Source organism: Pontibacterium sp., from assembly GCF_964228735.1.
Taxonomy (GTDB): Bacteria; Pseudomonadota; Gammaproteobacteria; order Pseudomonadales; family Balneatricaceae; genus Pontibacterium.
The window spans coordinates 1-5,043 of sequence record NZ_CAXRBQ010000013.1 but is presented as its reverse complement, the minus strand read 5'-3'; the positions used below and the strand labels follow the sequence as shown (position 1 = coordinate 5,043).

Here is a 5,043-nt window from a genome sequence, read left to right as displayed (position 1 = left end):
AAGCGGTCGTCATGGTTGATGAGTCGGTGCATCTCTACAATACACGACGGCCTCATATGGCCTTAAAATACAAAACGCCCGATGAGGTACATCGGGCGTTTTTAACCTGAAATAGTGTCAACCTATATCAGGACAAGACATTAAAGAAGCTAGCGGATCAGTGCAGCTCGTCGTACTTCTTACGAATTGCGACCAACTGAGGTTGGATATCCAGCGGCGCGTAGTTCATTGCCTGATCGAATAGATCTTTATTCTCCTCGGACAGGCGCTCTTCTTCTGACATGGCTGACAGTTTCTGCATCGCTTCGATAAATTTTGGATGCGGATTAGTTGCGTTTGACATAACAGAGCCCTCCTATCAGTGGCAGTGTGTTAAGCACATTCTAGCCAAAAGCCTGTGACATGTAACCGCTTCAACCCATAAAAACTAATGAAAATTTCGTAGCAATCATTCGGTTTTTCTGCGTCCTAGCATTATGACGATAAAACTGATTACTTCATCACCATGCTGGTTATACCCACGGAACTGGATACGCAGGATGCCCCGATCAGGTTTGGAGCGCGAAGGTTTAGCCGACAGGATCTCCGCCTCACTGCGAATCGTATCGCCGGGTCGAACCGGCGCCAGGAAGCGCAATTCATCAATTCCGGGGCCGCCCATACTGACCGTTTCGAACACCCCGGTTTGCACCACCATCCGGAAACACAGTGCCAATGTTTGGAATCCACTGGCGATCAAGCCACCGTAAGGACTCTCTGCAGCCGCCTGTGCATCAATGTGGAACGGCTGCGGATCGTAGGTCAGTGCGAAATCCAGCACCTGCCCTTCACTCAGGGTAAAACCCGGTGCAGTAAAACGTTCACCCTCGTTGAAATCATCTAAATAACGATTCATAGCGGTCTCCCTAGTTATTTTTATTAGTGGGCTTGCTTATATGTTTACTTTCTCCAGAAACAAAAAAAGGGGAGCGAACTCCCCCAAGTGACGTACCAACAGAGTACTAGTGCAGTTAACGGCACTAAACAACGGTCGTCTTTCAGCTAACAAGCAAAGAACCTGTTTAACCTGCAAAATGCGCTATTGTCATACGCTTAGATGCGCAGGCCACCGTCCATCTCAACAATACGGCCGGTGAAGAATTCGTTTTCAATAATGTACTGCAGGGTGTGGGCCATCTCTTCCACTTCACCCAAGCGGCGCAGCGGTACTGCAGAGACCATGCGATCGATCGCTTCCGGTTTCATCTGTGCAGTCATCTCGGTCGCAATCACACCCGGTGCGATACCACCCACGCGGATACCAAAGCGTGCCAGTTCACGAGACCAGCTCACAGCCATGGTTGCCACACCCGCTTTAGTAGCGGAGTAGTTGGTCTGGCCCATGTTGCCTGCGCGGGATACGGAGGAGATATTGATGATGACACCACCCTTACCCTGCTGCGCCATGATGCCAGCCGCTTCACGACCACACAGGAAGGTACCGGTCATATTTACGGTCAGCACAGACTCCCAGTTTTCCAGGGACATCTTGCCCACCAGCTCGCCGTCTTTCATTTTGATCAGCATGCCATCGCGCATCAGGCCGGCGTTGTTCACCAGACCATTAATCTCACCAAAATCTTCTTTGATCTGCGCAAAGGTGCTTTCTACTGCAGGCTCGTCAGTAATGTTGCAGATGTAACCACGTGCTTCACCACCCAGCTCCTGACACTGACCCACTGCGGTGTCCAGGTCTTCCTGATTCAGGTCGATCAGCGCCAGCTTGCCGCCCTGCTTTGCCAGGTGTTCAGCCATCGCACGTCCCAGACCACGACCGCCACCGGTGATTACAAAAACACTGTCTTTAACCTGCATAGAACCTCTCCTGCTTTTTCTGTGTAGGGCCGGTTATGAACCGCCATACAACTTATTCTTTACTCTTACGTTAACGTCAATTTAACGCGTTTCTTTGAGGAATGCGAGAGAAAAATAAGTATTTTCCCTAATAAATTTTTTGCTTTATATGGATATGTTTTGCACGATAGAGAGCGTCGGCACCGCCCTAGCAAGCAGCACCAACGCAGGGGGACATCGGTAGGCTTACCTCAGCATTTATTCAAAGACAAACGCCAAGGCAAGCGCCGTTGTTACTTGGTTACACCTGCTTCTGCCATCAGCTCGGTAATCTCAGGCAAGATACTCTCGTCATCAATTGTTGATGGCATCTTGTACTCTTCCTGAGCAGCGATCTTACGTAGGATGGCGCGCAGGATCTTACCGGAACGGGTTTTCGGCAGACGCTGAACAACCAGGGCACGGCGGAAGCAGGCCAATGCACCTACCTGATCACGGACCATCTGAACCAGCTCTTTTTCCAGCTGCTCCTCTTCAATCTCTTCGCCCGCTTTCAGAACAATTAAGCCAACAGGCAACTGACCTTTCAGCTCATCGTTGACACCGATCACCGCACATTCGGCAACCGCCGCATGAGCCGAAACCACCTCTTCCATCTCACCGGTAGAGAGACGGTGACCGGATACGTTGATTACATCATCGGTACGACCGGTGATGTATACGTAACCGTCGTCGTCTTTGTAGCCACCATCACCCGTGTGGTAGTAGCCCGGGAAGGCTTCCAGATAGGAGCTGACGTAACGGTCGTTGTTGTTCCAGATGCTCCATGCCACACCCGGAGGCATCGGCAGCTTCACGCAGATATTACCCGCCTCACCGGCTTCGACGTCGGTACCGTCACCATCCAGTACGCGGATATCGTAGCCAGGAATCGGTTTGTTGGTAGAGCCCAGACGTGCTTCGGACGGATTGTCCCACCCCATCATCGGCGCAGTCATTGGCCAGCCGGTTTCAGTCTGCCACCAGTGATCAATCACCGGTACTTTCAGCAGATCGGACAGCCAGTGATAGGTAGAGGAGTCCAGCTTCTCGCCCGCCACGAAGACCCACTTGAGGCTATCGAGGTTGTAGTTCTGAGACAGCGCACCTTCCGGGTCTTCCTTACGGATGGCACGGAACGCGGTTGGCGCACAGAACATGGAGTTCACACCGTACTCTTCGATCACACGCCAGAATGTACCCGCGTCCGGGTTTCTGATCGGCTTACCTTCGAAGAAGATTGCACTACAGCCGCCCATCAGTGGGCCATAAACGATAAAAGAGTGACCCACGACCCAACCGATATCAGACGCGCCCCACCATACATCACCCGCTTCCATGCCATACACGTTATTCAGTGCATAGCGCAGCGCCACAGCATGGCCACCGTTGTCACGCACGATACCTTTCGGCTGACCGGTGGTACCGGAGGTGTAGAGAATATACAGCGGGTCGGAACCGTTAACCGCTACGCACTCAGCCGGTTCAACACCTTCCTGCACCTGATACCAGTCCAGATCGCGCGCATTGTTCATGTCCGCTGTCAGAACATCACGCTGGCACACAATGGTGTTCTTCGGCTTGTGAGTCGCCAGGTCAATTGCCTGATCTACCATCGGTTTGTAAGCGATCTTCTTATCGAACTCGATACCGCAGGACGCGGTCAGGATCATCTTCGGATTGGCGTCGTCGATACGGATCGCCATTTCGTTTGGCGCGAAGCCACCAAACACGACGGAGTGAACGGCACCCAAGCGGGCACAGGCCAGCATCGCCACTGCCGCTTCCGGAATCATCGGCATGTAGATCAGAACGGTATCGCCTTTCTCGATCCCCTGTGCTTTCAAGGCACCTGCAAAGCGGGATACACGCTCCAAGAGCTGATTATAGGTAATGGCTTCTTTGGTGCCGCCGGTTGCAGGAGAGTCGTAGTAGAGGGCAACCTGTTCACCACGGCCGTTTTCCACGTGGTAATCCAGTGCCAGGTAGCAGCTGTTCAGCTCACCGTCCGGGTACCAGCTGTAGGTACCAAAATCGGTCTTGCTCAGAATGGTTTCTGGTTTTTTGAACCAGGCGATGCGGTCAACCTGCCCCGCCCAATAGGCTTCCGTGTTATCCAGGGCAGCCTGATATTCATCGTTGTATCCCATTGTTCAACCTCGTTTATTTTTTTTATCGGGTTGGCACTGCGGCTATATGGCGCCTCCTGCCTGAGAGAACGCCCCGACAGTGCCGCGAGGAACTGTCTGCCCGCCCCATTCTGGGGCGAGCATGTATTGTAGTTATTCTATGGAGAACTGCTTACTGATCCTGATACAGGCGCAGGATGCTGGAGAAATCCAGGCCGCCGTTGCCTTTAGCCTTGTGCAGGTTATACAGCGCACGTGCCTGAGACCCCATTGGCACCGGAGATGCACTCTGCTGGCTCAGATCCATCGCCAGACCGAGGTCTTTGTACATCAGGTCAACCTGGAAGCCGCCCTGGTAGTTGTTGGAGGACGGTACCCCTTCCATCACACCCGGAACCGGGTTGTACACCTGCAGCGCCCAGTTGTTACCGGAGCTCTGCTTCATGATCTCGGACAGCACCGCTGGATCCATGCCGTTCTTGATACCCATGTTCAGGGCTTCAGCAGTACCCGCCATCAGGATAGACAGCATCATGTTGTTACACGCTTTAGCAATCTGACCTGCGCCATTGTCACCGGCGTGGAAGATGTTCTTACCCATGCAGTCCAGAATTGGCTTCGCCTTGCTGAACTGTTCATCGCTACCACCCACCATGAAGGCCAGGGTGCCCGCTACAGCACCACCAACACCACCGGATACCGGGGCGTCGATAAAGTTGATACCGCGCTCAGCGCCTACCGCTGCTACACGCTTTGCAGTTTCCGCATCGATGGTGGAGGAATCGATGATCAGCGCACCGTCAGCAACCACGTCGAACAGTGGCTCATCACCGGTTACAAACAGACCTTCTACATGCTTGCCCGCTGGCAGCATAGATACTACGAATTCGGAATCTTTTGCGGCTTCCACTGCAGATGCCGCAGCCTGACCACCTTCAGCAACCACTTTCTGAATTGCATCTTGAGACAGGTCGAACGCTTTAACTGAATGACCTGCTTTAACCAGGTTGATCGCCATTGGGCCACCCATGTTGCCAAGACC

The 5,043-nt window shown here is 53.0% G+C and carries 6 protein-coding genes; 1 reads left to right on the top strand and 5 read right to left on the bottom strand.

Annotated features, from left to right (window positions below; genetic code table 11):
* On the top strand, positions 1-110 hold a 110-nt coding region (locus ACEQ15_RS01285; protein ID WP_370277170.1), incomplete at its 5' end, for an integrase core domain-containing protein.
* 47 nt (positions 111-157) lie between these two features.
* Here the strand turns inward: ACEQ15_RS01285 and ACEQ15_RS01280 are convergent.
* The 5 genes from ACEQ15_RS01280 to mmsB form a co-directional block, all read right to left on the bottom strand.
* Positions 158-343, bottom strand: coding sequence for a hypothetical protein (locus ACEQ15_RS01280; protein WP_282355518.1), 186 nt, complete (start codon positions 341-343; stop codon positions 158-160).
* A 105-nt stretch (positions 344-448) separates the two neighbouring features.
* Positions 449-895, bottom strand: a complete 447-nt coding sequence (locus ACEQ15_RS01275; protein ID WP_370277168.1) for a MaoC family dehydratase — start codon at positions 893-895, stop codon at positions 449-451.
* A gap of 197 nt (positions 896-1,092) precedes the next feature.
* On the bottom strand, positions 1,093-1,854 hold the full coding sequence (locus ACEQ15_RS01270) for an SDR family oxidoreductase (RefSeq protein WP_370277167.1): 762 nt from the start codon (positions 1,852-1,854) through the stop codon (positions 1,093-1,095).
* Positions 1,855-2,126: 272 nt separating this feature from the next.
* Positions 2,127-4,022 carry an AMP-binding protein gene (locus ACEQ15_RS01265; protein ID WP_370277166.1) on the bottom strand — a complete coding sequence of 632 codons (1,896 nt, stop codon included), beginning with the start codon at positions 4,020-4,022 and terminating at the stop codon, positions 2,127-2,129.
* Between the two features lie 151 nt (positions 4,023-4,173).
* A partial coding sequence (mmsB, locus tag ACEQ15_RS01260) for a 3-hydroxyisobutyrate dehydrogenase (protein WP_370277165.1) occupies positions 4,174-5,043 on the bottom strand: 870 nt, incomplete at its 5' end.

Bases quoted from the DNA above. Each gene is read 5' to 3' on its own strand.
- ACEQ15_RS01280 (WP_282355518.1), bottom strand. From the start codon at position 343: ATGTCAAACGCAACTAATCCGCATCCAAAATTTATCGAAGCGATGCAG.
- ACEQ15_RS01275 (WP_370277168.1), bottom strand. From the start codon at position 895: ATGAATCGTTATTTAGATGATTTCAACGAGGGTGAACGTTTTACTGCA.
- ACEQ15_RS01270 (WP_370277167.1), bottom strand. From the start codon at position 1,854: ATGCAGGTTAAAGACAGTGTTTTTGTAATCACCGGTGGCGGTCGTGGT.
- ACEQ15_RS01265 (WP_370277166.1), bottom strand. From the start codon at position 4,022: ATGGGATACAACGATGAATATCAGGCTGCCCTGGATAACACGGAAGCC.